The 24298-nt window shown below is 73.2% G+C and carries 24 protein-coding genes; 12 read left to right on the top strand and 12 right to left on the bottom strand.

Annotated features, from left to right (window positions below; genetic code table 11):
- Window positions 1-41: 41 nt before the first annotated feature.
- Together AC07AG_RS08355 and AC07AG_RS08350 are read right to left on the bottom strand one after the other, a co-directional pair.
- Window positions 42-2210, bottom strand: a complete 2169-nt coding sequence (locus AC07AG_RS08355; RefSeq protein ID WP_478753101.1) for a phage holin family protein — start codon at window positions 2208-2210, stop codon at window positions 42-44.
- Between the two features lie 56 nt (window positions 2211-2266).
- Complete coding sequence (locus AC07AG_RS08350) at window positions 2267-2671, bottom strand: hypothetical protein (protein WP_478753939.1); 405 nt, start codon at window positions 2669-2671, stop codon at window positions 2267-2269.
- Between the two features lie 117 nt (window positions 2672-2788).
- On the opposite strand from AC07AG_RS08350, the gene AC07AG_RS08345 reads away from it, so the two are divergent.
- Window positions 2789-3577, top strand: a complete 789-nt coding sequence (locus tag AC07AG_RS08345) for an MBL fold metallo-hydrolase (RefSeq protein ID WP_478753099.1) — start codon at window positions 2789-2791, stop codon at window positions 3575-3577.
- Window positions 3574-4194, top strand: a complete 621-nt coding sequence (locus AC07AG_RS08340; protein ID WP_478753097.1) for a DedA family protein — start codon at window positions 3574-3576, stop codon at window positions 4192-4194. The genes AC07AG_RS08345 and AC07AG_RS08340 overlap by 4 nt, the downstream gene beginning before the upstream one ends.
- 28 nt (window positions 4195-4222) lie before the next feature.
- Here the strand turns inward: AC07AG_RS08340 and AC07AG_RS08335 are convergent, their stop codons facing one another.
- From AC07AG_RS08335 to AC07AG_RS08325, 3 genes are all read right to left on the bottom strand, one after another.
- Window positions 4223-5383 carry an MBL fold metallo-hydrolase gene (locus AC07AG_RS08335; protein ID WP_478753095.1) on the bottom strand — a complete coding sequence of 387 codons (1161 nt, stop codon included), beginning with the start codon at window positions 5381-5383 and terminating at the stop codon, window positions 4223-4225.
- Complete coding sequence (locus tag AC07AG_RS08330; RefSeq protein WP_478753093.1) at window positions 5380-6627, bottom strand: aminotransferase class I/II-fold pyridoxal phosphate-dependent enzyme; 1248 nt, start codon at window positions 6625-6627, stop codon at window positions 5380-5382. Before AC07AG_RS08330 ends, AC07AG_RS08335 begins: the two co-directional genes overlap by 4 nt.
- A gap of 93 nt (window positions 6628-6720) precedes the next feature.
- Complete coding sequence (locus AC07AG_RS08325) at window positions 6721-7437, bottom strand: ANTAR domain-containing response regulator (protein WP_478753091.1); 717 nt, start codon at window positions 7435-7437, stop codon at window positions 6721-6723.
- Window positions 7438-7516: 79 nt separating this feature from the next.
- Between AC07AG_RS08325 and AC07AG_RS08320 the strand changes: the two genes are divergently transcribed.
- Window positions 7517-8674 (top strand): GAF domain-containing protein, encoded by a 1158-nt coding sequence (locus AC07AG_RS08320; RefSeq protein ID WP_478753089.1) that lies wholly within the window; start codon window positions 7517-7519, stop codon window positions 8672-8674.
- Here AC07AG_RS08320 and AC07AG_RS08315 read toward each other — a convergent pair.
- Complete coding sequence (locus tag AC07AG_RS08315; protein ID WP_478753088.1) at window positions 8671-9468, bottom strand: RNA polymerase sigma factor SigF; 798 nt, start codon at window positions 9466-9468, stop codon at window positions 8671-8673. The two genes, AC07AG_RS08320 and AC07AG_RS08315, sit on opposite strands and share 4 nt — an antisense overlap.
- 289 nt (window positions 9469-9757) lie before the next feature.
- Between AC07AG_RS08315 and AC07AG_RS08310 the strand changes: the two genes are divergently transcribed.
- Window positions 9758-10129, top strand: coding sequence for a CBS domain-containing protein (locus AC07AG_RS08310; protein ID WP_478753086.1), 372 nt, complete (start codon window positions 9758-9760; stop codon window positions 10127-10129).
- 356 nt (window positions 10130-10485) lie between these two features.
- Here the strand turns inward: AC07AG_RS08310 and AC07AG_RS08305 are convergent, their stop codons facing one another.
- From AC07AG_RS08305 to AC07AG_RS08295, 3 genes are read right to left on the bottom strand one after another with little or no spacing between them, the layout of a single operon-like run.
- On the bottom strand, window positions 10486-11481 hold the full coding sequence (locus tag AC07AG_RS08305) for an AraC family transcriptional regulator (RefSeq protein WP_478753084.1): 996 nt from the start codon (window positions 11479-11481) through the stop codon (window positions 10486-10488).
- 44 nt (window positions 11482-11525) lie between these two features.
- Window positions 11526-12137 carry a TIGR03086 family metal-binding protein gene (locus AC07AG_RS08300; RefSeq protein WP_478753082.1) on the bottom strand — a complete coding sequence of 204 codons (612 nt, stop codon included), beginning with the start codon at window positions 12135-12137 and terminating at the stop codon, window positions 11526-11528.
- Between the two features lie 32 nt (window positions 12138-12169).
- On the bottom strand, window positions 12170-13789 hold the full coding sequence (locus tag AC07AG_RS08295; RefSeq protein ID WP_478753080.1) for an ABC-F family ATP-binding cassette domain-containing protein: 1620 nt from the start codon (window positions 13787-13789) through the stop codon (window positions 12170-12172).
- Window positions 13790-14005: 216 nt separating this feature from the next.
- On the opposite strand from AC07AG_RS08295, the gene AC07AG_RS08290 reads away from it, so the two are divergent.
- Both AC07AG_RS08290 and AC07AG_RS08285 read left to right on the top strand, forming a co-directional pair.
- On the top strand, window positions 14006-14815 hold the full coding sequence (locus AC07AG_RS08290; RefSeq protein WP_478753078.1) for a class I SAM-dependent methyltransferase: 810 nt from the start codon (window positions 14006-14008) through the stop codon (window positions 14813-14815).
- Between the two features lie 108 nt (window positions 14816-14923).
- On the top strand, window positions 14924-15094 hold the full coding sequence (locus AC07AG_RS08285) for a hydrophobic protein (protein WP_249586708.1): 171 nt from the start codon (window positions 14924-14926) through the stop codon (window positions 15092-15094).
- A 65-nt stretch (window positions 15095-15159) separates the two neighbouring features.
- Here the strand turns inward: AC07AG_RS08285 and AC07AG_RS08280 are convergent, their stop codons facing one another.
- Together AC07AG_RS08280 and ligD are read right to left on the bottom strand one after the other, a co-directional pair.
- Window positions 15160-15981 carry a GvpL/GvpF family gas vesicle protein gene (locus AC07AG_RS08280; protein ID WP_478753076.1) on the bottom strand — a complete coding sequence of 274 codons (822 nt, stop codon included), beginning with the start codon at window positions 15979-15981 and terminating at the stop codon, window positions 15160-15162.
- Between the two features lie 67 nt (window positions 15982-16048).
- Entirely contained in the window at window positions 16049-17047 is a 999-nt protein-coding gene (gene ligD, locus AC07AG_RS08275) for a non-homologous end-joining DNA ligase (protein ID WP_478753074.1), read from the bottom strand.
- A gap of 134 nt (window positions 17048-17181) precedes the next feature.
- Here ligD and AC07AG_RS08270 point away from each other — a divergent pair, with 134 nt between their 5' ends.
- Window positions 17182-17775 carry a G protein-coupled receptor family protein gene (locus AC07AG_RS08270; RefSeq protein WP_478753073.1) on the top strand — a complete coding sequence of 198 codons (594 nt, stop codon included), beginning with the start codon at window positions 17182-17184 and terminating at the stop codon, window positions 17773-17775.
- Window positions 17776-17862: 87 nt separating this feature from the next.
- Here the strand turns inward: AC07AG_RS08270 and AC07AG_RS08265 are convergent, their stop codons facing one another.
- Window positions 17863-19710, bottom strand: a complete 1848-nt coding sequence (locus AC07AG_RS08265) for a transketolase (RefSeq protein WP_478753071.1) — start codon at window positions 19708-19710, stop codon at window positions 17863-17865.
- 293 nt (window positions 19711-20003) lie between these two features.
- On the opposite strand from AC07AG_RS08265, the gene AC07AG_RS08260 reads away from it, so the two are divergent.
- The 5 genes from AC07AG_RS08260 to AC07AG_RS08240 all read left to right on the top strand — a co-directional run bounded on the left by AC07AG_RS08260 (window position 20004) and on the right by AC07AG_RS08240 (window position 24269).
- The gene (locus AC07AG_RS08260; protein ID WP_478753070.1) at window positions 20004-21104 is read left to right on the top strand and encodes an enolase C-terminal domain-like protein; all 1101 of its coding nucleotides are present in this window, start codon (window positions 20004-20006) and stop codon (window positions 21102-21104) included.
- Window positions 21105-21132: 28 nt separating this feature from the next.
- The gene (locus tag AC07AG_RS08255; RefSeq protein ID WP_478753068.1) at window positions 21133-21705 is read left to right on the top strand and encodes a nucleoside/nucleotide kinase family protein; all 573 of its coding nucleotides are present in this window, start codon (window positions 21133-21135) and stop codon (window positions 21703-21705) included.
- Between the two features lie 10 nt (window positions 21706-21715).
- Window positions 21716-22069 carry a VOC family protein gene (locus tag AC07AG_RS08250; RefSeq protein ID WP_478753066.1) on the top strand — a complete coding sequence of 118 codons (354 nt, stop codon included), beginning with the start codon at window positions 21716-21718 and terminating at the stop codon, window positions 22067-22069.
- Between the two features lie 56 nt (window positions 22070-22125).
- The gene (locus tag AC07AG_RS08245; protein WP_478753064.1) at window positions 22126-22803 is read left to right on the top strand and encodes a GntR family transcriptional regulator; all 678 of its coding nucleotides are present in this window, start codon (window positions 22126-22128) and stop codon (window positions 22801-22803) included.
- Between the two features lie 173 nt (window positions 22804-22976).
- A complete protein-coding gene (locus tag AC07AG_RS08240; protein WP_478753062.1) occupies window positions 22977-24269 on the top strand; it encodes an amidohydrolase family protein in 1293 nt (430 codons plus the stop codon).
- Window positions 24270-24298 lie beyond the last annotated feature (29 nt).

Below are 24298 nucleotides of genomic sequence, written 5' to 3'. Positions count from 1 at the left end.
GGGCGAGAGACATGGTCGGACACGGCGTGAGGCGGACAAAATCAGCGTGTTTTGTCCTGCGCGGCAGGGTCGGCGGCCGCAAAAGCTGTGCCGCCCAGGTCAGTCGACCGGGAATCGTCCGCAGCCCCGGCAGCCCCTCCCACCAGCGGAATCTCGGGTCCTTGGTACTCGCCGAGCCAGCGCCGGAGCACGTCGTGGACCCGCTCGGCGCCGACGAGTTCATGCCCCTCCTCCAGCGGCGCGGAGAGCACGAGGGGCGACAGGAGGAAGGGGTGGGCCTGGGCACCGCCGAGTCCGCCGTGCGAGCCGATCTGCTCCTCGAAGGCGAGGACTTCGCCGTCCTGGGGGTCGTACCAGGAGTTGACCATGACGTCGGCGACGTGCGGGAAGCCGTCGGTGCGGCGCACCGCGTCGGCGGCGCAGGGCCCGAAGTCGGCGAGCGGCCCGAGGTCGCCGGGGTCCTCGTCGAGGTACACCTCGCTGCCGCGCGCGCCCAGGACGACCGGGCCGCGCTCCTGACTGCGTACGAGGAGGAAGCCGATGCCCGGGTGATTGGCGAGGGTGGGCAGGAGCGCCGGGTGGCGCAGGTCGATCTCCTCGCGGGTCATGCGGTGCGGGACGTCGGGGAAGGAGACGAGGCCGAGGTTGCCGGACGCGAGCACGATGGGCTCCGCGCGGCGGGCGGGGCGGTGCTCTCCCGCGCCTTCCTCGACGGGGCGGCGCAGGGCGGCGCGGACCGTCGAGCGGGCCTCGGCTCCGCTGTGCGTGCGCCGGGCCTTGCGCGGCACGGGCAGACCGCAGCCGGCCTTGACGAGGTCGCCGAGGGTGAGACCGTAGCGGGCGCGGAAGGTCTCGCCGGGGCTCTGGCCGTGGTCGGAGAGGACCACGATGCGGTAGGCGCGGGGGGCGTGTTCGGCGACCTTCGCGATCAGCGCGAGGGACCGGTCGAGCCGCTGGAGCACCTTGTCCACGTCGCTGCCGACGGGCCCCGAGTGGTGGGCCACTTCGTCGTACGCGACGAGGTCGGCGTAGACCGCGCTGCGCCCGGCGAGCATGTCCCCGATGACCGCGGCGACGACGACATCGCGCTCGACGACGGTCGCGAACGCGCGGATGAAGGGGTAGAGCCCGCCCCGGCCGATGCGCGGGCGGCGCTTCCTGATCCGGGCGCGGGTCGACTCGCCGATCTCGCGGCCGACTTCGGCGATGAAGGACAGGGCGGTGCGGACGGCGTTGGCGGGGTCGGAGAAGTAGGCGAAGTACCCGGCGCGCGAGCGGTTCTCCTTGCCGCGGCGTGCGGCCATGGAGAGCACGAGGGCGAGCTGCTCGGCGCCGCCGCTGAAGAGGTTGCCGCGGCTGGCTCCGTCGAGGGTGAGCAGGCCGCCGTCGCCGGTGCGCTCGATGGCGCGGCGCTGGAGTTCGACGGCGGACGCGGGCCGGTTGGAGACCATGACCTCGCCGGTGTCCTTCTCGTACCAGCGGAAGGCGGGGACGTCGTGGTTCGAGCCGTGCAGGATGCCGAGCTGGCTCGCCCCGGTCTGGCTCGACCAGTCGGTGCGCCAGGGCGTGAGGCGATGGCTCGGCTCGCCCCCGTGCCCGAGCCAGCCCGCGACGGTCGGCATCAGGCCCTTGTCCGCGGCGGTGCGCAGGACGTCGTGGCCGACGCCGTCGAGCTGGATGAAGACGGTGCCTGGCGGGACGGGGCCGACCCTGCTCTCGGCACGGCGGCGGCGCCTGCGGTCGGCGAGGCGGTAGAGGCGGCGGCGGTAGGCGTCGTCGTCGCGGACGGCGAGGGCACCGCCGGTGGCGGAGGCGACGGCGGACATCACGGCGGCGACGACGACGGCGGTCTCCGGGTTGGCGTCACCGCGGCCGTCGGGGATCAGCCTCAGGGCGAGCAGGAGCAGCGACCCGTTGAGGAAGAAGGCGAGAAGGCCGAGCACGAGCGCGGGCACGAGCAGCAGCGCCCGCACGAGCAGGGGCCACACCAGGGAGGAGAGCAGACCGAAGGCTCCGGCTCCGAGGGCGGCGGTGACGGCGATGCGGGTGGCGCTGTCACCGTCGTCGGACTGCAGCTGGAAGTCGGGCAGGATCCCGGCGAGCGCGAGCATGGTGAGCGTACTGACCAGCCACACGGCGACCGAGCGCCACAGAGCACTGCCGACCGCCCGCCATCGCCCTCGCCCCACGCCCGCCGCCTCACGTTTCATGACAGATCCGGACACCAGCGTGTCACAGGGTGAACGGGTCGGTGGGCGGGGACGGATCAGCGGCCGTCGTATCCCGCGGTCGGCATGGAGAGCCGCCGGTGGACGTGGGCCTTCATCACCGCGTCGTACGACGGTTCCGCGAGGCCCGCCGTCTCGATCCGCACACCGCGCCGCCCGCACTCCGCGGTGAACTCGTCCGGCGAGCGCAGCGCGCGGTCGAGGACCCGGCGGCTCGGCACGACGAAGAGGTCCACCAGGCCCTCGTCGATGTCCGTCCAGAGCACGGCGTGGTCGGCGGGCAGCCCCCGGACGACGAGCTCCCGGGTGATGACGTACCCCCGGGCGGTGGCCCACTGCGCGCACATCGCGTGCTGGCTGCGGGAGTCCACCAGGAAGGGGTCGGCGTCCAGCTCCTCCAGCGGTGTCAGGCTGGCGATCGCCGCGACCCGCACCACTGTCACGCTCGCGGCATCTCCCATCGCGTTCCCCTCACCTCTGGCGTCCTCACCACTGGCGTCAGCCGAAGACCCTACTCCTGGCCGTAGGCTCGTAAACAGTCGCGCGAAGGAGGAACCGGAGTGCCGGTGGAGATCACCTGGTGGGGTCATGCCACCTGCACGGTCGAGGATTCGGGGCTCCGGGTGCTCACCGACCCGCTGTTCGCCCCTCGCCTCGCCCATCTGCGCCGGCGCAGGGGCGCGCTCCCGCCCCCCGAGGCGGCCGTCGCCGACGCCGTGCTCCTGTCCCATCTGCACGCCGACCATCTGCATCTGCCCTCCCTCGCGCGGATCGCCCCCGGCACACGCGTGCTCCTTCCGCGCGGCGCCCGCCGGCACGTGCCGGGGCTCGCGCGCAGGCTCTCCCACCTGCATCTCATCGAGGTCGTGCCGGGTGACGAGGTGCGGGTCGGCGACCTCGTCGTCCGCGTGGTGACGGCGCGGCACGACGGGCGGCGGCTGCCCGTGGGGCCGCACGGCACGCCCGCTCTCGGCTTCGTCGTGCGGGGCGAGGCGCGGACGTACTTCGCCGGGGACACCGGGCTCTTCGACTCGATGGCCGAAGAGGTCGGGGACGTCGACGTGGCGCTGCTGCCGGTCGGCGGCTGGGGGCCGTATCTCGGCCATGGTCACCTCGACGCTGCGCGCGCGGCCGTGGCGCTGGCGAGGCTCGCGCCGCGCAGCGCGGTTCCGGTGCATTACGGGACGTACTGGCCGATCGGCATGGACGCCGTACGGCCGCATGAATTCCACGCGCCGGGCGAGGAGTTCGTGCGCCAGGCGGCGCGGCTGGCGCCCGAGGTGGCGGTGCACCGCCTGGGGCACGGCGAGAGCGTACGGCCCGAGGTCACCAAGGGAGAGCCTCAGTGATCCTCTCCGCGGCGGCCCAGGTGCCGCCGGAGTCGACGCAGCAGGCGGTCGGCTATCCGTCGCTGTTCCTGCTCATCGTGCTCGGCGCGCTGGTGCCCGTGGTGCCCACGGGGGCGCTGGTCAGCTCGGCCGCCGTGGTGGCCGTCCACCAGGAGGCGCCCTTCGCGCTGCTCGTGGTGTTCGGGGTGTCGGCGCTCGCCGCGTTCCTCGGGGACATGGCGCTGTACTGGCTCGGGCGGCGCGGGATGCGGTCGAAGAACGGCTCGCGCTGGCTCGCGGCGATCCGTGACCGGGCGCCCGAGGACCGTCTCGCGCAGGCACAGGAGAAGCTCGCGGACCACGGCGTCCTGGTCCTCGTGCTCTCCCGTCTCGTCCCCGCCGGGCGCATTCCGGTGATGCTGGCCTGCCTCATGGCGAAGATGCCGCTGCGCGAGTTCGCGCGCGGGGACGTGCCCGCGTGCCTCGCCTGGGCCGTGACGTACCAGTTGATCGGCATTCTCGGCGGCTCCCTCTTCGCGGAGCCGTGGGAGGGCGTGGCGGTGGCGGTCGGTCTGACGGTGCTGATCAGCGTGGCGCCGACGGTGTGGCGCAAGATCCGGCGTACGGCGTCTTCCTAGTACGGCGTCTTCCTGGCACGGCGTCTTCCTAGGCGAGCACGCGGGACGCGCCGACCGGCAGGTCCCACAGGTCCTCGCGGGACCGCCCCGCCTTCTCCCATGCCGTACGCACCCGGGTCAGCGGTTCCAGGACCGGCTCGCCCGACAGCAGGAACGTCCCCCAGTGCATCGGGGCGAGGCGGCGCGCCCCGACATCGGCCGCGGCCCGCACCGCTTCCTCCGGATCGCAGTGGACGTCGCTGAGCCACCATCTCGGGTGGTAGGCGCCGATCGGCAGGAGCGCGAGATCGATGCCGGGATAGCGGGCGCCGATCCGCTCGAACCAGTGGCCGTATCCGGTGTCGCCCGCGAAGTAGACGCGCTGCCCGTCGCCGTCGGTGAGGACCCATCCGCCCCACAGCGTCCGGCACGTGTCCACAAGACTCCGCTTGGACCAGTGGTGGGCGGGCACGAAGTCGAGCCGCACGCCGCCCAGTTCGGCGGCCTCCCACCAGTCGAGCTCGGTGACGCGGCTGAACCGGCGGCGCGTGAACCACCGGCCGAGCCCGGCGGGCACGAACACCGGTGTCTCCCTGGGGAGTCGGGCGAGGGTGGGGGCGTCCAGGTGGTCGTAGTGGTTGTGGCTGATGACGACCGCGTCGACACGCGGCAGCGCACTCCAGGCGACACCCGCGGGTGTGACGCGGGCCGGGGTGCCGAGGATCTTGCGCGACCAGACGGGATCGGTCAGAACGGTGAGCCCACCGACCCGCACCACCCAACTGGCGTGCCCGACCCAGGTGACGGCGACGGTGCGGGAATCCACGCGCGGCAGGGGCCCAGGCTCGAAGGGCAACCGCTGGATGTCGGCGAGACCTTCGGGGCCGGGCCGCAGAGCCCCCTCCCGGGCAAACCGCGCGAAGGCCCGCAGCCCCGGCAACGGCGCGGTGAGCCGGTCGGCGAACGACTTCGGCCACAGGCGGGGGGCGCCGGGGGTGCGGGGCGGGGCGAGGACTGTGGGCGGGCGGCCGAGGAGGACGGCGGAGAGAGTGCCGGGCGCGGCGTCTGCGTGCCCGGCATCGGCTGCCCGAGCCTGCGCCCGATCCTGCGGCTGCTCCTGCCCCGGCTGTTCCGGCTGTTCTGGCTGTTCTTGCTGTTCTTGCTGTTGCGGGTGATCCGTCTGCGTCTGCGTCTGCGTCTGTTGCGTCACCGAGGAGGCTCCATTCGCTGTGCTGCTGCGCGGAGATCGTCGAAGGCCGATCCAAGCATGCTCAACGCCCGTTCCACGTGCGGCAATTCCAGCGCGTCCGGTGCGGTGAGAGACGCCATCCGCTCCTGCCGGGTTGAGCCGAGCAGCGGTCCCGTGGACAGGCGTACGCGCAGAGCGCCCAGGTCGTCGCCGAAGCGGTGGCCGCCGGGTGCGGGCATCGCCAGGCGTTCGCCGAGGAAGTCCTCCAGGTCCTGCGAGTCGCCGACGCCGCGCGCGGCGAGGGCCGGGCGGAGGGGGCCGAGGTCCACGTAGAAGTGGCGGCCCGCCCGCGGGGGCAGGGCGAGCGCGCCCGCGGCGAGCACCTCGCGCTGCGCGGCGGCGGCCACCCGCGCGTGCAGGCCGGTCGCGCGGGCGAGGCGTTCGGTCACCTCGTCCGGCTCTCCCAGGGCGTATGACGCCGCCGCCCCGACCGGCGCCGCGACGCACGCCCCGAGCGCGGTGAGGACGTCCAGGGTCCGGTCCCGCAGCGCCGCACCGCGCGCGCCGGCCGGGAAGCGGGCGACCGCGGCGGGCCAGCCCGGCGGCAGGAACGCTCCGGAGAGGTCGGTCAGGACCGTCACCCGCTCGGGGGCCATCTCGGCGGGGCCGATGAGCAGGGTGTCGTGCGGGCGGTGCAGGGTGTCGCGCCAGGTCTCGTCGCTGACGATGTGCAGCCCCTCGTCCGCGGCAGCCTCCACGGCTTCGTGCAGGACTTCCGGCGGCGGCACGGTGGCGGTCGGGTCGTCGGCGACGGAGAGCACGAGCAGGCGGGGAGTGCCGCCCTCGGCGCGGATACGGCGGACGGTCTCCAGGAGGGCGTACGGATCGGGGACGCCGCCGCACTCGGCGGGCGTCGGCACGTGGTACACCGAACGGCCAAGCAGCCGCACCTGCGGCGCCCACCAGGCGGGGCACGGACGCGGGAGCAGCACGTCGCCGCCGCCGAGCGCGGCGGTCAGCGCGAGCAGCAGGGGCGCGGCCCCGGGCGCGGCGGCGATCTGGTCCCGCTCCCCCGGGAGGCCACGCCGGGCCCAGTAGCCGCTGGCGGCGTCCAGGAGCGCGGGGCTGCCCCCGGGCGGTTCGGCGTGGGCGCGGCCCGCGGCGCCGGCGAGCACGGCGGACAGCTCGGGCAGGACCGGGAGGCCTGGCTCCGGCAGGGGAGGTCCGTACCGGACAGGGCCACGGCCTTCGGGTTCCGTCCGCATGAACCCATCGAAACGTGACGGGCCGCTCCGCGCGCGCGGGGGCCTCCGGCCGAGTGGTTTCTCTTCCCGGGGCCCGCCCCGGGAGGAGAGCGGTCAGCCTTCCTCCCGGGCCAGTCCCGCCAGCTCCCGCTCGAGGCCCTTCCCGCGCGTCTCCACCACCGCCGCGGCGACATCGGAGAGCTTGCGGTTCGTGGTCTGGGAGATGCGGCGCAGCATCGCGAAGGCCTTGTCCACGTCGCAGCTCAGGACGTGCATGATGATCCCGCAGGCCTGGTCGACCACGGGTCGGGTGCGCAGGGCCGTGCCGAGGTGGTCGAGTTCGGCGAGGGCCGCGCGGTAGCGGCGGTCGCGCACCAGGCCCGTCGTGGCAAGGTCGCCGAGCGTCTGGGCGGGGCCGTGCGGGACGCCGTCCAGGGTGCCGGGGCGGAAGCTGAACAAGGTCAGCGTGACCGTGAGCCCCGCGCGCTGGAAGGGGAGCGTGATGCTGGAGCGCACGCCGGAGTCGAGCGCCATGGCGCGGTACTGGGGCCACCGTTCGTCCCGCAGAAGGTCCCCGGTCTCCACCGGCGCGCCCCGCTCCTGCGCGTCCGGGATGGGCCCGTCGCCCGAGCGCAGCTGGACGGAGACCAGACCGGCCAGGTCGGGGTGGGTCACCGACGCGGGGTGTTCGCTGCCGCCTTCCGACACGGTCGTACCCGCGCCGCAGCACGCGGGGGTGCAGCGCACGGCCTGTTCGGCGAGTTCCGAGAGCCTGCGTCCCGGCAGAGCTGATTCCGGTCCTGCCAGGTCCGGTTCCGGTCTGAGTGGCATCCTGGTCGTCCTCCTCCGCCCTCTCTCCGCCTTCCCGTGAGACCCCCCGGAAAACAGCCGCAGCGGATACGTTCTGCACATGGCCAAAATGGATGAGTTCGGTGAAGAGATTGCGGATTTCGTGCGCCGCGTCGCCGAGTTGAAGTCGGCACGCTCCGTGCCGACGGACGACCTCGGCACCGTTCTCGACGCGGCGATCTTCGAACTCGACCATGTCGCCGACCAGTTGAGGCCGCTCTACGAACGTCTCGCCGCCGAGGGCCACTTGGGCGGCGGCACGTCCGACCGGGACGAGGAGCGGCTCCTGCGGGCCCTCTTCCAGCGGCTCCCCCTGCCCGTCGCCCTGGTCGACCGGGAGGCGGTGGTCCGGCGGATGAACTTCGCCGCGACCGGCTTCACGGGCGTCCGCGCGGGCTACGCCACCGGCAGGCCGCTGACCGGATTCCTGCTGCACGCGGACCGGGTCGCCTTCCGCTCGCAGACCGCGGCGGTCGCACGCGGCGAGGGCGACCGCAGCCTCACCGTCCATCTTCAGCGCAATCCGCACCTCCCGGTCCGCGCGACGCTCACCGCGCTGCGGCCCGGCGCCGAACCGCGTACGGCGGTCCTGGTGGTGCTGCAGCCGGGCACGCAGCCCACCGGCTCGGGCGCGGCCCCGCGGGAGGCCGTCCGCACGCACGCCCCCGACCTGGGCGAGGCGACCCGGCACACGGCCCGCATGGACCTCGCGGACGCCATGACCACCGCGCTGCTCACCGCTCCCGCCGGGGACCGCGCGGCCGTGCTCGAACGGGCGGCAGGCGTGCTGCACCCGCGGTTCGCGGACTGGGTGATCGCCGACGAAGGGGCCGCGCGAGCGCGGCGCACGGCCGTACTCGGGCCGAAGGACGCACCGGTCGGCGACGTCCTGGCACAGGACCCCGCCGCGTGCCCCCTCGTCGCCGAGGCGGCCCGCGGCGGGTCGCCCATGCTGCAGGTCCGCCCGGAGGACCCGGACTCCTTCGGCCGGGACGCGTCCGGCGCCCCCGTCCTCGTACGCGCACAGGTGACGTCCCTGCTGTGCGTGCCGCTGAGGGGACGCGCGGACGGCCCGGTGGAGGGTGTGCTCACGCTGTTCAGGAGCGGGGCGCGGCTCGCCTTCTCGATGGCCGAGGCGCAGGCGGTGGACGTGATGGCACGTCACATCGCCCTTGCGATGGCCCGACGGCCGGGGCGCCGGGCCATCGCCGGTGACTAGGCGGCGTCCTGCGTGACCTGGTCGCGCAGGCGGTCGCAGCAGCGGCTGATCAGCCGGGACACGTGCATCTGCGAGATGCCGAGCTGCTCGGCGATACGGCTCTGCGTCATGTCGCCGAAGAACCGCATGTAGAGGATGTCGCGCTCCCGCTCGGGCAGCGCGGCGATGCGGGGCTTGACGGCCTCGCGGTCGATGACGACATCGAGCGCCGGGTCGGGCGCGCCCAGGACGTCCCGCAGCGCGTATCCGTCCTCGCTGCCCGGCAGTTCGGCGTCCAGGGAGAGCGCGGTGAAGCTGTCGAGCGCCTCCAGACCGGCTGCCGCGTCCTCCATGGACAGCTGCGCCTTCTCGGCGATCTCGGCGAGGGTCGGCGCGCGCCCGGGAACGGTCTGGGTCAGATCCTGGCGGGCGAACCGCACCCGGTTGCGCAAGTCCTGTACACGGCGCGGCACATGGAGGGTCCACATGTGGTCGCGGAAGTGGCGCTTGATCTCGCCGGTGACGGTCGGCACGGCATAGCTCTCGAAGGCACTGCCCCGCTCGGGGTCGTACCGGTCGACGGCCTTGACCAGGCCGAGTGCCGCGACCTGCCGCAGGTCGTCAAGGGCTTCGCCGCGGTTGCGGAACCGGCCCGCGAGCCGTTCGGCCATCGGCAGCCAGGCCTTGACCAACTCCTGGCGCAGAGCATCGCGTTCGGGACCCTGAGGCATCTCGGTGAGCCTGCGGAAAGCGGCGGCTGTGTCGGGGGCGTCGTCGTGCGGATGGCGCTTCGTCTGTCGCGCGTCGGATCGCATGATGCGTCGCAACTCCCTTGTGGGTGCCTTGGGTTGAGGGGTCACCGTGGGATGCGCGCACAGTCGCGGCGGGCACACCCGGGGCGAGCGCAGATCGCTCCCACGGACGTGCCTCCGGTCCGAAGCACTGTCTCCTTCGCCTGCCCCGAGGTCCTGGGCACAAACACAGGTGTGCCGTGGCGGGCGCATCGGCCGGGTTCCCCCACTTCTTCCGGGCAAACCCGCATGGACCGGCCGCACAGGGGTACTGCGGCGGGACGCACTCACCCCCGCAGGAAGGGCCGCAACCATGGCTGTTGTCGTAAGGGACGTCATGACTCCGGGCGTCATAGCGGTGGGCCCCGATGCCTCGCTTGTGGAAGCGGCACAGCTGATGCGCGCGCAGGACATCGGTCATGTCCTGGTGGCCACGGCCGGTCGCGTGGTCGGCGTGCTCACCGACCGGGACATCACGCTGCGGGCCGTCGCCGACGGCGCCGATCCCCTCACCGTCAGCGCGCAGGCCATCTGCACCCCGAACCCGGTGATGGTCGCCCCGGACGACGCGGTGTCGTCCGCGGTCAGCCTGATGCTCGAGAACGCCGTGCGCAGGCTGCCCGTCGTCGAGAACGGACAGCCGGTGGGCATGGTGACCCTCAGGGATCTCGCAGCGTCGGCCTGAAGCCGGGCGCGCCGCCGACCCGGCCCTCGGCCGGGCGGGGGCCCGGCCCGGTCCTGAGGGAGCGGGTCCGGTTGCACGGTGGTGCGGGGGGAGCGACCGGACCCGCGGCGCGGGCCCGGCCCGGCCTGGGGCCGGGCCGGATCATCCCCGGCGGTCCGTCACGGCCGTGCCCCTGGGGCGGGTTATGGACCCGTGGGCAGCGACCGGCCCAACCGGTGACAGCGGAAACGATAAATCAGTCGCCCCTTGGTCACGATCCGCTGAGCGCGGCCACTGTCCGGATAACGCACGGTCCGGGCGACGGGCAGTCCTGACCGCTCACCACCGGAGGTTCAGCCCCGCACACCACCGGAAGTTCAGCCCCGCAGCGTCTTGGACGGCAGCTCCCCGAACCGGGCGTGGTACTGCTCGGCGAACCTGCCCAGATGGCTGAAGCCCCACCGGTGCGCCACCTCGCTCACGCTGAGCGCGCCGGGCTCGGCGGCCCGCAGTTCGTCGCGCACGCGCGTCAGCCGCACGTCCCGCACGTACGCCATGGGCGACATGCCCACGTAGCGGCGGAACGCCTCCTGGAGCCAGCGCACCCCGACCCGGGCCTCGGCGGCGAGCCCGGCCGGGGTGAACGGATGCTCGGGCCGCTCCTGGACGGCGTCCATCGCGCGCTTCACCGGCGCCGGGCGCAACTTCTGCACCGGCGCGGCGAGTTCGTCGCGGAAGGGATGCTCCGCGCAGAGCAGCAGCCCGTTCAGGATCGCGTCCTGGAGGGGCGCCGCGACCAGCGGCGACGTGTAGAGCGACGCCGGGGCCCGTGACGCTCCGGGCTCCTCGTCGCGCAGGTCCTCGATGACCGTCGTGACGAGCCGGGCCCAACTGCGCCCGGGGCCACGGGTGGTGTCGAGTTCGGGGGCCAGCGTCAGCGGGGCGCGCACGGGCCGGCCGAGGAGCTGCTCGAGGCGCCGGTCGAGCGCCTCGCGGTCCATCTTCACCGCGAGGACCCGGCAGTCGCCGGTCCACCGCTCCACCACCGTGTCGCCGACGGGCTGGAACACCCCGGCCCGCTCGGCCGTCGCGACGGTGCCCGCGCCGCCGCCCTGCCGGAAGCTCATGTGCCCGCCGAGCAGTATGTTCACGTGGTAGGCGCCCAGTTCGCCGAGCCTCATGCGCACATCGGCGCCGCAGCTGAGCTCGCCGAGGGTCAGCGCACCGAGCTGCCCGATGTCGAACTCGGCCCGGAAGGCGCGCGGTCCGTCGATGACATCCATGAAATTGCTGTAGAACGTGGCGCCGATCATCTGCCGTGCCTCGTCCACGTCCGCGGTCCTGAAGGACGTCCTCAGCGTCTCAGCACTCACGCGTGATCACCTGCTCCCCCGCCATCACTCGCGCTCCCCCGCGGCTACACCTGGCGCCCCAGCAGACTCAGCAGCTCCGTCTGCGCGTCGGCGTCCTGCGGCGGTTCCACCGCGGGGGCGAAGAGCCCGGTCTTCGCCAGGTCCGCAGCGTACGGCTTGATTTCCTGTACGGAAAAGGCGACGAGGTCCTCCGGAAGCTTTTCGTCCGCTCCGATCGCCCGTGACAGGTCCCAGGCGTGCACGACGAGGTCGCTGATCATCTGCCCGCAGTAGAAGTCCGCCGCGGTTTCGCCGAAGGAGAGGTGGACCGTGCGGTCGAGAGCGCCCGGCTCGCGGAACGCCTCCTGGGACGCGGCCGCCGCCGTGTCCCAGGACGTGACGGGGTCGGGGCCGAGGATGTCGCCGCCGAGGGCGTCGCCGACGGACTCGATGGTGGCGCCGTCGCGGACGAGCGAGGGCACCCAGAGCTGCTCGGCGGCGAGGTGGTTGACGAGGTCGCGCACGGACCAGTCGGCGCACGGCGTCGGCGCGTCCCACTGATCGGCGCCGACGGCGTGCACCCGGTCGGTGAACAGTTCGAGGGCGGCCGAGTGCCGGGCCAGGAGCGGGTCGCCCGCCCGGCCGGACGGGCCCGCTGTGCCAGTCGTTTCTGCCATGCCCGCCATTGTCCTCCTGGCGGCAGACGGCGCTACCGCTTCCGCTCCACCCGGCGCTCGTCCCAGACCGGCTCCGGCGTCTCGCGCACGAGGCCGTCGCTGCCGAAGACGAGATACCGGTCGAAGGAGCGGGCGAACCAGCGGTCGTGCGTCACCGCGAGCACGGTCCCTTCGTACGCCTCAAGGCCCTCCTGGAGTGCCTCGGCCGACTCCAGGTCGAGGTTGTCGGTGGGCTCGTCGAGCAGCAGGGCGGTGGAGCCCTCAAGCTCCAGGAGCAGGATCTGGAAGCGCGCCTGCTGGCCGCCCGAGAGCCGCTCGAAGCGCTGCTCGGCCTGTCCCGTGAGCTCGTAGCGGCGAAGGCGCGACATGGCGGGCCCCTTGGCCTGGGCGTGCTCGCGCCACAGGATGTCCAGGAGCGTGCGGCCGAAGAGCTCGGGGTGGGCGTGGGTCTGCGCGAAGTGGCCCGCGACGACGCGCGCGCCGAGCTTCCAGTCGCCGGTGTGCGCGACGTCGCCGCCGGCGAGGAGGCGCAGGAAGTGCGACTTGCCGGAGCCGTTCGAGCCGAGGACGGCGACGCGCTCGCCGTAGAAGACCTCGATGTCGAAGGGCTTCATCAGGCCGGTCAGCTCAAGTCCCTCGCACGTGATGGCGCGGATGCCGGTCCGCCCGCCCTGGAGGCGCATGGTGATGTCCTGCTCGCGCGGCGGCTCGGGCGGCGGCCCGGCCTCCTCGAACTTCCGGAGGCGGGTCTGCGCTGCGGCGTACCGCGAGGCGAGCTCATGGCTGATCGATGCGGCCTGCCGCAGGCTGAGCACGAGCTTCTTCAGCTGGGCGTGCTTCTCGTCCCAGCGCCTGCGCAGCTCCTCGAAGCGCGCGAACCGCTCGCGCCGCGCCTCGTGGAAGGTGGCGAAGCCGCCGCCGTGCACCCAGGCGTCCGCGCCCGCGGGCCCCGGCTCGACGCTGACGATCTTCTCGGCGGCGCGGGCGAGGAGCTCGCGGTCGTGCGAGACGAACAGGACGGTCTTGCGCGTCTCCTTGAGCTTCTCCTCCAGCCAGCGCTTTCCGGGGACGTCGAGGTAGTTGTCCGGCTCGTCAAGGAGCAGCACCTCGTCGCCGCCGCGCAGCAGGGCTTCGAGCACCAGGCGCTTCTGCTCGCCGCCGGAGAGGGTGCGGACCTCGCGGAACTGCGCCTTGTCGTACGGGATGCCGAGCGCGGCGGTGGTGCACATGTCCCAGAGCGTCTCGGCCTCGTAGCCGTGGGCCTCGGCCCAGTCGGAGAGCGCCTGGGCGTACTGGAGCTGGGCGGCCTCGTCGTCGACGGTCATGATCAGGTGTTCGGCGACGTCCACGGCCTTCGCGGTCTCGCGGATGCGGGCGTTCGACACGGAGACGAGCAGGTCGCGCACGGTCGTCTCGTCGCGCACCGACCCCACGAACTGCGGCATGACGCCGAGACCACCGCTGACGGTGACGGTGCCGCTGTGCGGCTGGATCTCGCCCGAGATCAGGCGGAGCAGGGTGGTCTTGCCCGCGCCGTTCGCCCCGACGAGGGCGACGATGGCGCCCTCGCCGACACGGAAGGAGACATCGCCGAGCAGCGCTCGGCCGTCCGGCAGGTAGTACTCGATGTGCGCGGCTTCCAGATGTCCCATGCGGGGATTGTCTGTGGGGGGCACGGGCTGCTGCAAATGCGTTTCGTCGCGTCATGCGGCCGGGGCAAGGAAACCGTCCGCCGGGGCACCCGCGCCCCATGCTTCTGCGAACCCGCCGGTGACCACATAGTGATACGTGGGTCTCATTATTCGACATGGCGGCGTACCGTTCGATCCACCGCAGCGAGCGGCAGCGAACGCGAAGGAGTTCCCGTCATGCCGGAGGAGACCGCCGTCTACACGCATGGACACCATGAGTCCGTGCTGCGCTCCCACACCTGGCGGACCGCCGCCAACTCGGCCGCCTATCTCGTCGGTTCGGTGAAGCCGCACATGCGGATCCTGGACATCGGCTGCGGCCCCGGCACCATCACCGCCGATCTGGCCGAGCTCGTCCCCGACGGCCACGTCACGGGCGTCGACCACGCGCCCGGCATCCTCGACCGCGCCCGCGCGACGGCGGCCGAACGGGGCCTGGAGAACGTGGAGTTCGCCGTCGCCGACGTACACGCCCTGGACTACCCGGACGACTCCTTCTGCGTCGTCCACGCGCATCAGGTGCTCCAGCACGTCGGCGACCCGGTGCGCGCCCTGAGCGAGATGCGGCGCGTCTGCGCGCCGGGCGGCATCGTCGCCGCCCGCGACGCCGACTACGCGGCGATGACCTGGTACCCGAACTCCCCCGCCATGGACGGCTGGCTCGACCTGTACGGGCGGGTGGCCCGCGCCAACGGCGGTGAGCCGGACGCGGGGCGCCGCCTCAAGTCCTGGGCCCTGGAGGCCGGTTTCGACGACGTCACCGCGAGCGCGAGCACCTGGTGCTACAGCTCGGAAGAGGAGCGCGCCTGGTGGAGCGGGCTCTGGGCGGACCGCACGGTCGCCTCCGCCTACGCGGGACGCGCCGTCGAGGGCGGGCACGCCGACGCAGGTGAGCTGAGGTCCTACGCCGACGCGTGGCGGGAGTGGGGGGCGCGGGACGACGGGTGGTTCGCCGTGCTGCACGGCGAGGTGCTCTGCCGGAAGTGACCCATGGAGTGGAGTGAAGTGGCGTGGCGCACAGTCGCACGCGAGTTCCTGATTCCGCGCGTGGATCGGCCCGTTGGGGATACCCGGGGCAGCAGGAGGTAAGAAACTATGGTTCCTATTCTGCTCGTCCTTCTGCTTGCCCTGCTTCTCTTCGGAGCGGGGTTCGCCGTGAAGATTCTCTGGTGGGTCGCCATCGCCGTGCTCGTCATCTGGCTGGTCGGCTTCCTGATGCGCAGCACCACGGCCACCGGGTCGCGCTCCCGCTGGTACCGCTGGTAGCCGCCCACCGGTGGTAGCCGTACTCGGAACCCTGAACATCCAGCACGTCCACGAGCCCGCGGGCATCAGCCCGCGGGCTCGGCCGGGCCCTGACCGACGGACTCGACGAAGCTGTACGGCGGCAGCGGGCCGCGCACCCGCAAGTCCAAGTGGGGCTGGTCCGCGCGCAGTTCGGCGACCGCGGACAGGAAGCCCACGGCCGCGTCGCGGTGCACGAGGAAGGACAGGTCGGCCAGCCGGCCCGTCCCCTCGGGCCCCGCGTAGACCGCTTCGGTGGTCGCCTCAAGGGCACGCCGCACATGATCGGCGTCGCTCGACTCCCGCGCCCGCACGGTCGCGGCGACCTTCTCGCCGAGCCGCAGCTTCTGGTCGTGACTGCCGCCCCCGGCAAGCTGGTTGGCCTCGACCATGGCCCGCAGCTCCGGGTTCTCCGCGAGGACCTGGTGCAGGACGGCGCGCTCGTTGTGGGAGACCTTCACGTTGTACTCGACCTTGCCGTCGAGCGCGCGCAGCCGCTCCGCGTAGTGCTCGGCCCGTTCCGCCAGGACCGTGAGGACCGCCTCGTCGTCGGGCGCGAGGCTGCCGAAGCGCATCGGGAGCACAGGGCCGCACAGGCCGGCCTCGGACAGGACGTTCTGGTGCGCGAGCAGGTCCCGCTGCTGGGGCTTCAGGTCCACGGGAGCGTCGCTGACCAGCGCTGCGAGCTCGCCGCGCCGCACGACCCGGACGGGGAGGGGCGGTTCACCGATGCCGTCCATGCCCTCCATGCCATTCGCGGCGCTCCCGGTGTCCCGCGTGCTCCCGGTGCTCCCGGCGCTCGTGTCTCTCACGTCGTCCGGCAGGTTCGGATGGCTGCTTCCGACGATGCCATAGATGTACGTGCTCACTGCTCCCTCTCCTCACCTCTCACACCGCGCGCCGGATCCGAGTGACCCCGCGCGCCACGGCCAAACCTCAGCCGCGCAGCGCGCGCAGCTTGCGGCGGGCCGGGCCCAGGGCGCGTCCCGAGCGCAGAAGTCCCGCCCAGGGGTCGGTGCGGGCCTGCTCGACGGCGCCTTCGATGGTCCAGCTGCGGGCGCCGAGCGCGGGGTCGTCGACGGCCTCCCAGGCGACGGGCACGGCCACCGGCGCGCCGGGCCGTGCGCGGACCGAGAAGGGGGCGACGACGGTCTGCGCGTACGCGTTGCGCTGCACGTCCAGGTAGAGACGGTCGCCGCGGTCCTTCTTGCGGGCGGCCGTGGTGAGCTGCTCGGGGTGGGCCTGGGCGAGGGTCTCGGCGACGTCCTTGGCGAAGGCGCGTACGTCGTCGAAGTCGTGACGGCCGTTGAGCGGCACGATGACGTGCAGTCCGCGCGAGCCCGTTGTCATCAGGGCGGAGGGCAGTCCCACGTGGTCGAGCAGTTCGCCCAGGAGACGCGCCGCGTCGCGCACGGGGCCGAAGTCGTCCTTGGCCGGGTCGAGGTCGAAGACGAGCCGGTCGGGATGGGTGACCCCGCCGGTGCCGCCGACGCGGGACGTCCAGCGGTGCAGCGTGAGGCAGGCCTGGTCGGCGAGGTAGAGGAGCGTGGCGGTGTCGTCGCAGACGGTGTGCGTGACGGTGCCGCCCTCCTTGGCCACCTCGGCGCGGGTGATCCAGTCCGGGTAGTGGCCGGGGGTGTCCTTCTGCATGAAGCGGGGCCCGTCGAGGCCGTCCGGGTGCCGCTCCAGCATCAGGGGGCGGCCGCGCAGGTGGGGCAGCATGAACGGGGCGACGGCCCGGTAGTAGTCGGCGAGGTCCCCTTTCGTGTAGCCCGTCGAGCCGCCGGCCGTGCTGCCCTCCGTGTCGTCGGCCGTGCTGCTCGCTGTGTCGTCGGCTGTGCTGCTCGCTGTGCCGTCGGCCGGGAAGAGGATCTTGTCGGGTCGGTGCAGCCGGACGGTGTGGCGTCCCGCCCGCAGGGTTCGTGCGCTGGTCATGTGGGGTTCCTTTCATGCTGCGTAGGGGTGCTGACGACACCTGAGGACGGGGGCTGACGGGCGTGCCCCGGGCCGTGTGCGCCGGAAGGATTCAGACGGACGGTTCAGGTCGGACCGGAGTGAGCGAGGCAGCCATGGCGAACGGAACGCAGAGACACCCGGGGCAGGAACGCCCTGACCCGGGGCAGGGGCGCCCTGATGAGCCCGCCGGGAGCCCGGCGCGGCCGGAGGTCCGGCGCCCCCTCCCCACTCCCCGGTCCGGCGGCGGCGAGCCCGCCGTTCCCCCGGCCGTCCGTGCCGCGTTCGCGCTCTGGATCACCGCGGTCGTGGCGGGCTTCTTCGAGACGGTGCTCATGGTCGGCCGGCTGATCTCCGACGGCGACACGTCCGCCGGGGAGATCGCGGGCGGCCTGCTGGTGCGGATGACCGTGTTCTCGGCGGCCGTCCTGGTCGCCGTGCAGCTGCGCCGGGGCAGGAACTGGGCCCGCCTGACGCTCGCCGTGGGGCTCGGTGTCCTCGGCACGCTGTCCCTGGTGGTCGAGCCCGTCCGGTGGCTGGCCGACCATCCGCTGGGCGACGCCTTCCGCGACCTGGGCGTGGTGGACGTCCTGTTCGGCGCGAGCCGCGTGCTGCATCTGAGCGCGGTACTCGCGGCGATGGTCCTGATGTTCGGGCCCACGGCCAACGCCTGGTTCAGGACGCGGACCGCGAAGCCCGGGAAGCACTGAGGGTCCGGCGAGCCCACGGCGCACCGACGGCCCGGCGATCCCACGCAGCCCTGACGGTCCGGCGAGCCCACGCAGCACCGACCGGCCTCACCGCACCACCGCCTGCTCCACGAGCAGCCGCGCCGCCGCCGCGATGGACTCGGCGTCGATTCCGGCGGCGCGCAACTGCTCGGCGGGGGACGCCGAGCCCGGCATCGTCCTCACCGCGAGCCGCACCAGGCGCGGCACCGGGCTGCCGTCGCCGAACGCCTCGAAGACGGCGTCACCGATGCCGCCCTCCGGCCGGTGGTCCTCGACGGTGAGCAGACAGCCGGTGCGGTCGGCGGCCTCGCGCAGGGCGGCGCGGTCGACGGGCTTGACCGAGTACAGGTCGATGACCCGCACCTGGATGCCCTCGCGGTCCAGGAACTCGGCGGCCGTCAGCGCCTCGTGGACGGTCACGCCCGCCGCCACCACCGTGAGCCGGTCGGCGTCGGACGAGCGCAGGACCTTGGAGCCGCCGACGGGGAACTCCTCTCCGGGCCCGTAGATGACGGGCGTGTCCCCGCGTGACGTACGCAGGTAGCGCACGCCGTCCAGGCCCGCCATCTGCGCGACGAGCCGCCCCGTCTGGTGGGCGTCGCACGGATAGAGGACCGTCGAGCCGTGCACGGCGCGGAACATGGCCAGGTCTTCGAGGCCCATCTGGGAAGGGCCGTCCTGGCCGATGGCGACGCCCGCGTGGGAGCCGACCAGGTTGATGCCGGAGCCGCTGATCGCCGCCATGCGGATGAAGTCGTGGGCGCGGGTGAAGAAGGCCGCGAACGTGGAGGCGTACGGAACCCAGCCGCGAGCCGCCAACCCCACGGCTGCGGCGACCAGTTGCTGCTCGGCGATGTAGCACTCGAAGTAGCGGTCGGGGTGCTCCTTGGCGAAGTACTCCGCCCGCGTGGAGTCGCCGACCTCCCCGTCGAGGGCCACGATGTCGCCCCGCGCGGTGCCGAGCGCGGCGAGCGCCTGGCCGAAGGCGGTGCGGGTGGCGACCGATTCGCCCACCTCGTGGCGCGGCAGCTCCAGATGACCGGTGCGCGTCGCGTGCAGCGCCCGCGCGGCGGCGGGTTTGCGCACCTCGACGCGGACGTCGTGCACGCCGCCCAGCTCCTCGATCGCCGCTCGTGCCTCCGGCAGGGGCTTGCCGTGCATGCCCTCGCGGTCCTCGACGGCGGCGACACCCTTGCCCTTGACGGTGCGGGCGAGGATGGCCGTGGGCTGCCGGGTGGTGGAGCGGGCCTCCTGGAAGGCGAGGTCGACCGCGTCCAGGTCGTGGCCGTCGACCTCGACGACGTGCCAGCCGAAGGCGGCGAACCTGCGGGCGTAGGCGCCGAGATCCCACGCGTGGCGGGTGGGGCCGCGCTGCCCGAGGCGGTTGACGTCGACGAGGGCGGTCAGATTGTCCAGGTGCTCGTACCCGGCGTGCTCGACCGCCTCCCACACCGAGCCCTCCGCCAGCTCGCTGTCGCCGCACAGCACCCAGACCCGGTAGGGGATCCGGTCGAGCCGCTTGCCCGAGAGTGCCATGCCGACGCCGACGGGAAGACCCTGCCCGAGGGATCCGGTGGCGGTCTCCACCCACGGGATGCGGCGCGGTGTCGGATGCCCCTCAAGGCGGCTGCCCTGGGTGCGGAAGGTCAGCAACTCGCTGTCGGTGACCACGCCCGCCGCCTTGTACGCCGCGTACAGGAGGGGCGAGGCGTGCCCCTTGGAGAGGATGAAGCGGTCGTTGCCCGGATGGTCGGGCCGGTCGAAGTCGTAGTGCAGGTGGCGGCCCAGGAGCACCGCCATCAGGTCGGCCGCGGACATCGAGGAGGTGGGGTGGCCGGATCCGGCGGCATCCGCTGCCCGGACGGAGTCGACCCGCAACTGCCGTGCGAGCGGGGCGAGTTCACTGGTGGTCATGGCGGGTCCTCCTTGGCTGGGGGCGTTCGGTCGCGGCGGTCCGCCGACCGCGCCGGGCCGTAGGCTCCCGCCGCGCGGGAGCTCCCGGCGGCACGGCACGCGGGACTCCCGGTTGCCCCGGCGGACCGCCGCCAAACTCCGCCGGGATGCGGCGCCGGGCACGGGTGCGCACGCCGTTTGCGTGGCGGGCTTCGGGATACCCGTGCGTGGACGCCGCCGCGGGTGCGGGCGAGAGCCGACGCCGCACCGCCCCACGTCCCCCCCACTCCCGCATGTGATCCAGGACGGTCCCGATGAAGGACGCAGTGCCCATCGAAAGCCCCGCCATGTCCGCGTACCTGGTGCCCGCGGACGCCCCCGAGGCGGACGGCACCTTCGCGTGGGAGAGCACGACCCTCGTGATCGTCGAGGTCACGGCGGGCGACGCGACGGGCACGGGCTGGACCTACGCTCCCGCGTCCACCGTGGCCCTGATGGCCGAGCAGCTCGTGCCCGCCGTCACGGGCCTCGACGCGCTCGACATCCCCGCGGCGCACGCGGCGATGACGAGGGCGATCCGCAACACCGGCCGCCCCGGCGCCGCTTCGTGCGCCGTCTCGGCGATCGACATCGCCCTGTGGGACCTGAAGGCACGCCTCCTGGAGATCCCGCTCGTACGTCTCCTGGGCGCGGCCCGCGACGAGGTCCCCGTCTACGGGAGCGGGGGCTTCACGACGTACCACGACACGCATCTGGCGGCCCAGCTGAACGGCTGGGTGCACGGCCAGGGCATACCCCGCGTCAAGATCAAGGTCGGCGAGGACTGGGGGCGGGCCGCGGCCCGTGATGTGCTGCGGGTGCGCACCGCGCGTGACGTCATCGGCTCGCAGGCCGAGTTGTACGTCGACGCGAGCGGCGCCTACACCCGCAAGCAGGCGGTCCGGGTGGGCCGGGTCCTCGCCGAGCACGGGGTGGGCTGGTTCGAGGAGCCGGTGCCGTCGGACGACCTGCGGGGGCTCGCGCTGGTGCGGGACGCGCTGGTCTGCGACGTGACGGCCGGCGCGTACGGATACGACCTCTCGTACTTCGCGCGGATGGTGCCCGCCGTGGACTGCCTCCAGCTGGACGCCACGCGCTGCGGCGGTCTGACCGAGTGGCTGCGCGCCGCGGCCCTCGCGCAGGCGCACGGCATCGAGGTCTCGGCGCGCTGCGCCCCGCACGCGCATGCCGCGGTCGCCGCGTGCGTACCGAATCTGCGGCACATCGAGTGGCTCCACGACCATGTGCGGGTCGAGTCGATGTTCTTCGACGGCGCCCTCGACCCGACGGGCGGCGTCGTCCGTCCCGACGGCGGCATCGGCCACGGCCTGGAGCTGCGGCGCACCGAGGAGGTCGAGGAATACCGGGTCGCGTGAGACCGCACCGGCCTGCCACGCTCGCCCCATGCACACGACGGAAGCACTGCTCATCGGAGGCCGTTCCGGGGTCGGCAAGTCCTCGGTCGGGTGGGAGGTCGCGGCGCTGCTGCGGGCGGCGGACGTGGGGCACGCGTACATCGAGGGCGACACCCTGGACACGGTCCACCCGGCGCCGGACGGCGACCCGCACCGTGCGCTGATCACCGAGCGCAACCTCGCGGCTATGTGGGGGAATTATCGCGATCTCGGCTGCCGTCGTCTCGTCTACACGAACGCGGCGAGCGTGCTCGGCAGCGAGGAGTGGATGTTCGTCGGCGCCCTGCGCGGCCCGCGCATCATCCGCGTGCTCCTCACGGCGACGGACGCCACCGTCGAGGAACGGCTCACGCGCCGCGAGCTGGGCTCGGAGCTCGAACAGCAGCTGCGCCGCAGCGTGTTCATGGCCCGCCACCTGGAAGAGCACACGGCCGACGGCACGCTGCGCGTGGCGACGGACGGGCGTGGGGTCACGGACATCGCGGCCGATGTGGTGGCCGCCACGGGGTGGATGTCCCGGAAGTCGCCGGAAACGATCTCGCGTCCGGGCGCGGCCAACTAGGCTCGCCCGTATGGAGATCCTGGGAACCACGCTGCGTATCTGCGTCGAGGACCTGGAGTCCTCGGTCGCCTTCTACGAACGCCTCGCGGGCGGCCCCGCGCAGCGTTTCGAGCGTGGGGGCGTGTCGGTCGCGGCGGTCGGGTGCTTTCTGTTGATGAGCGGCCCCGAGAAGGAACTCGAGATCCTCCGGAAGGTCTCGGCGACGATCGCGGTGGAGAACGTCGACGAGGCGTACGCCGTCCTGAACGCGTCCGGCGCCCATGTCATCGCGGGCCCCGTCCCGACCCCGGTGGGCCGCAATCTCATCGCGATGCATCCGGACGGCGCGGTCTTCGAGTACGTGGACCGGCGCGCCGCGACCTGACCGCCCCGGCCCGGCCGCCCCGTATCCTCCACGGCAGGCAGGCCGAACGGAGGACGGTGCACGTGGCGGGCAGTGCGAGCGGTACGGAACGGGTGTCACTGAGCGCCCAGGCGCGCGAGGCCGTCCGGCAGCGCATCGTGGACCGCCGCTACCCGCTGGGCGCGCGCCTGGTGGAGCGTGAGGTCGCCGAGGAGCTGCGGATGTCGCGGGTCCCCGTGCGGGAGGCGATGCGCGCGCTGGTCGCCGAGGGCCTGCTCGAACTCCTGCCGCACAGCGGGGTGCGGGTGCGCCGCCTGGAACGTTCCGATGTGCGGCATCTGTACGAGGTGTGGGAGCCGCTCGCGGTCCAGGCGTCCCGGCTCTCCGCGCGCCGGGTGGCGGCCAGCGCGCCGGACGAGCCGCCGGGGCTCGCCGCGCTGCGGGCCACGCTCGGCCAGGCCGAGCAGGCATCGGACGTGGACGACGGGCCGCGCGAGGTCGCCGCGCACACGGCGTTCCACGAGGGCATCGTGACGCTCGCCGACAATCCTCTGCTCGCCCGCACGATGGAGCAGCTGAGCTGGCAGCTCCAGCTCCTGTTCGGTATGCGCGCCGAGCCGGACCACATGCGGGCCCAGCACGGGCTGATCTACCGGCAGATCGCGGCGGGCGACGAGGAGACCGCGGCGGCCAGCACGCTGCTGCACGTGCGGGACAGCCAGGTGGTGGCGCTGCGGTCGCTCTTCGAGGCGTGACCGAGCCAGACCCCCGCCACACTTTCGTATACCAGCGAGGGAATCCCCCGCTGTGATTCCAGGACATTCAGGCATAGGACCCCTATCCCGCCCTGCCCGTCCTTGCGGGTGACTCCAGCTTGGTATACAAACTGCGGACGCGTTTCCTCCGCAACACGTCCTGGAGCAGTCCCATGTGCGTCGAGTCCATTCCTCCGCCCTCCTCCCGGCTCACCCGGCGTGGTGTCCTCGCGGGTGCCGCGGCGCTCGCCGGAACCACGGCCGTGCTGTCCGCCACCGCTCCCCGGGCCGACGCCGCTCCCAGGGCGGACGCCACCGCTCGCGAGGGGCGGCGGACCGGCGGCGATCTGGTCATCGAGGGCGGCACGCTCCTGGACCCCGCGACCGGTGAGGTGACCGAGGACGCGGTGGTCGTCATCGCTGACGGCGTCGTCCGCTCGGCGGGCAGGCGCGGCCGGACCGAGGTGCCGGAGGGGGCCCAGGTGATCGACGCGCACGGGCAGTGGATCCTGCCGGGCCTCGTCGAGGCGCACATCCACCTCAACACCGCCGCCGAGGCCCGCGACGCGGTGCTGCTCGGCGCGACCAGCGCCCGCAGCGGCTCGACCAACTTCTTCCAGGACATCGCCGTGCGGGAGCTGGCCCGCCAGGCCCCGAAGCAGGCGCCCCGGCTGCGCGCCGCCGGTGTCTTCGTCACGCCCGACCTGGGCGACACGATCCTCGCCGACCCGGAGCTGACCCCGCTGGCCAGGCTGCGCGACGGCGTGCGCTCGCCCGAGGCGCTGCGCCGCGTCGTCGAGGTCAACCTCGCCCGTGGCGCCGACGTCATCAAGACCCGGGTCAACGAGCGCGCGGGCCTGCCCGAGCAGGACCCGCTGGCCCAGGTGTACGACCGCGAGCAGCTGTCCGCCGTGGTCGCGGCCGCCCGGCGCGGCGGCAAGGGCGTGCTCTGCCACAGCTACAGCGAGAAGGGCTGCCACGACGCCGTCATGGCGGGCATCCGCTCGCTGGAGCACGGCGCGTTCGTCGGCGAGCGCACGCTGCACGAGATGCGGCGCAGGGGCACGTACTTCACGCCGACCCTCACCGCGATCGCCGGTCTCGCCGACTCTTCGGACCCGGTGCTCGCGGAGCGCGGCCGGCAGTACCTGCCGGTCCTGAAGAAGGCCGTGCTCGCCGCGCACGAGATGGGCGTGCCGCTCGCGGCGGGCACGGACTCCTCCGGCGGGAAGATCAAGCCCATCGGCCGCGAGATGGAGCTGATGCACGAGGCCGGGCTCTCCGCGCTCGACGCGATCCGCACGGCCACCACCGGCGCCGCGAAGCTGCTCGGCCTCGAGCGCACGGCGGGCCGTCTCGCGCGCGGCTTCGCCGGTGACGTGGTCCTCCTGGACGGCGACCCGCTGTCCGACGTGACGGTCCTCAAGAAGCCCCTGCGCGTGGTCCGTTCGGGCATCGCGCTCTGAACCCCGCCGCCCCCCCCCTTTCCGGCAGT

The sequence above is a fragment of the Streptomyces sp. NPDC044044 genome, from assembly GCF_056434405.1.
This window is presented reverse-complemented; position numbering and strand designations above follow the sequence as displayed.

What these genes read in the sequence shown, in the direction of transcription:
- AC07AG_RS08260 (WP_478753070.1), top strand. Translation starts at nt 20,004, where the DNA reads ATGAAGGACGCAGTGCCCATCGAAAGCCCCGCCATGTCCGCGTACCTG.
- AC07AG_RS08330 (WP_478753093.1), bottom strand. Translation starts at nt 6,627, where the DNA reads ATGCGGACGGAACCCGAAGGCCGTGGCCCTGTCCGGTACGGACCTCCC.
- AC07AG_RS08255 (WP_478753068.1), top strand. Translation starts at nt 21,133, where the DNA reads ATGCACACGACGGAAGCACTGCTCATCGGAGGCCGTTCCGGGGTCGGC.
- AC07AG_RS08270 (WP_478753073.1), top strand. Translation starts at nt 17,182, where the DNA reads ATGGCGAACGGAACGCAGAGACACCCGGGGCAGGAACGCCCTGACCCG.
- AC07AG_RS08300 (WP_478753082.1), bottom strand. Translation starts at nt 12,137, where the DNA reads ATGGCAGAAACGACTGGCACAGCGGGCCCGTCCGGCCGGGCGGGCGAC.
- AC07AG_RS08355 (WP_478753101.1), bottom strand. Translation starts at nt 2,210, where the DNA reads ATGAAACGTGAGGCGGCGGGCGTGGGGCGAGGGCGATGGCGGGCGGTC.
- AC07AG_RS08310 (WP_478753086.1), top strand. Translation starts at nt 9,758, where the DNA reads ATGGCTGTTGTCGTAAGGGACGTCATGACTCCGGGCGTCATAGCGGTG.
- AC07AG_RS08290 (WP_478753078.1), top strand. Translation starts at nt 14,006, where the DNA reads ATGCCGGAGGAGACCGCCGTCTACACGCATGGACACCATGAGTCCGTG.
- AC07AG_RS08285 (WP_249586708.1), top strand. Translation starts at nt 14,924, where the DNA reads ATGGTTCCTATTCTGCTCGTCCTTCTGCTTGCCCTGCTTCTCTTCGGA.
- AC07AG_RS08250 (WP_478753066.1), top strand. Translation starts at nt 21,716, where the DNA reads ATGGAGATCCTGGGAACCACGCTGCGTATCTGCGTCGAGGACCTGGAG.
- AC07AG_RS08320 (WP_478753089.1), top strand. Translation starts at nt 7,517, where the DNA reads ATGGCCAAAATGGATGAGTTCGGTGAAGAGATTGCGGATTTCGTGCGC.
- AC07AG_RS08315 (WP_478753088.1), bottom strand. Translation starts at nt 9,468, where the DNA reads ATGCGATCCGACGCGCGACAGACGAAGCGCCATCCGCACGACGACGCC.
- AC07AG_RS08295 (WP_478753080.1), bottom strand. Translation starts at nt 13,789, where the DNA reads ATGGGACATCTGGAAGCCGCGCACATCGAGTACTACCTGCCGGACGGC.
- ligD (WP_478753074.1), bottom strand. Translation starts at nt 17,047, where the DNA reads ATGACCAGCGCACGAACCCTGCGGGCGGGACGCCACACCGTCCGGCTG.
- AC07AG_RS08325 (WP_478753091.1), bottom strand. Translation starts at nt 7,437, where the DNA reads ATGCCACTCAGACCGGAACCGGACCTGGCAGGACCGGAATCAGCTCTG.
- AC07AG_RS08240 (WP_478753062.1), top strand. Translation starts at nt 22,977, where the DNA reads ATGTGCGTCGAGTCCATTCCTCCGCCCTCCTCCCGGCTCACCCGGCGT.
- AC07AG_RS08265 (WP_478753071.1), bottom strand. Translation starts at nt 19,710, where the DNA reads ATGACCACCAGTGAACTCGCCCCGCTCGCACGGCAGTTGCGGGTCGAC.